The sequence below is a fragment of the Arthrobacter sp. sptzw32 genome, assembly GCF_059089735.1.
In genome coordinates this window covers 1-601 of sequence record NZ_JBNHEZ010000021.1, presented here as the reverse complement: position 1 = coordinate 601, position 601 = coordinate 1, and the positions used below count along the sequence as shown (strand labels likewise).

General features: G+C 62.1%; 1 protein-coding gene. It reads left to right on the top strand.

Features of this window, described 5'->3' with window-relative positions:
* The first annotated feature begins 212 nt into the window (after positions 1-212).
* On the top strand, positions 213-539 hold the full coding sequence (locus AC5RVN_RS17420) for a transposase (RefSeq protein ID WP_494041439.1): 327 nt from the start codon (positions 213-215) through the stop codon (positions 537-539).
* Positions 540-601: the final 62 nt, after the last annotated feature.

Here is a 601-nt window from a genome sequence, read left to right as displayed (position 1 = left end):
CCTGAAGTTGGACTGAGAAATTCAGTTTTCGACTTCCGGGGAGCAGTTTCATGCGTGCTAATAGTTCTTTGTCTGAGGTCCAGCGTGAGGCCGCGGTAGCGTGGTTTGAGAAGGGCGTTGGGTACCGGGCTGCGGCTCGTTTGCTTGAGGCGCCTTGTGTGCCGGTCAGGGCACTGTATGGGCGGTGGAGGATTCATGGTCAAGGAGTGCTGGTGAGTAAGCCGGCAAAGTCGTACTCGTTTGAGTTCAAGCTGGCGTTAGTGGAGCGGTTCCTCGCGGGTGAGACCGGCCCGGACCTGGCTGTGGAGGCGGGCTTGTCCTCGCGTCAGGTGCTGCAAAAGTGGGTCCGGGCGTATCGCCGTGATGGTGCGGAGGCATTGCGTCCCAAGGCCAAAGGCAGGCCGGCGAAGTCCGCGGCCCCACCTCCACCGGCCGAGTTATCTGAACTGGAACGGTTGCGCCGGGAGAACGAGCGGCTCCACGCGGAGGTGGCGTACCTGGGAAAACTGCGGGCCTTGAGGGATCAGGGACGACACTGAAGGTCCAGGCCGTCGTTTCCCTCAAGGCTGACTACCCTCTCCCGGTCCTGCTGGAGATCGCG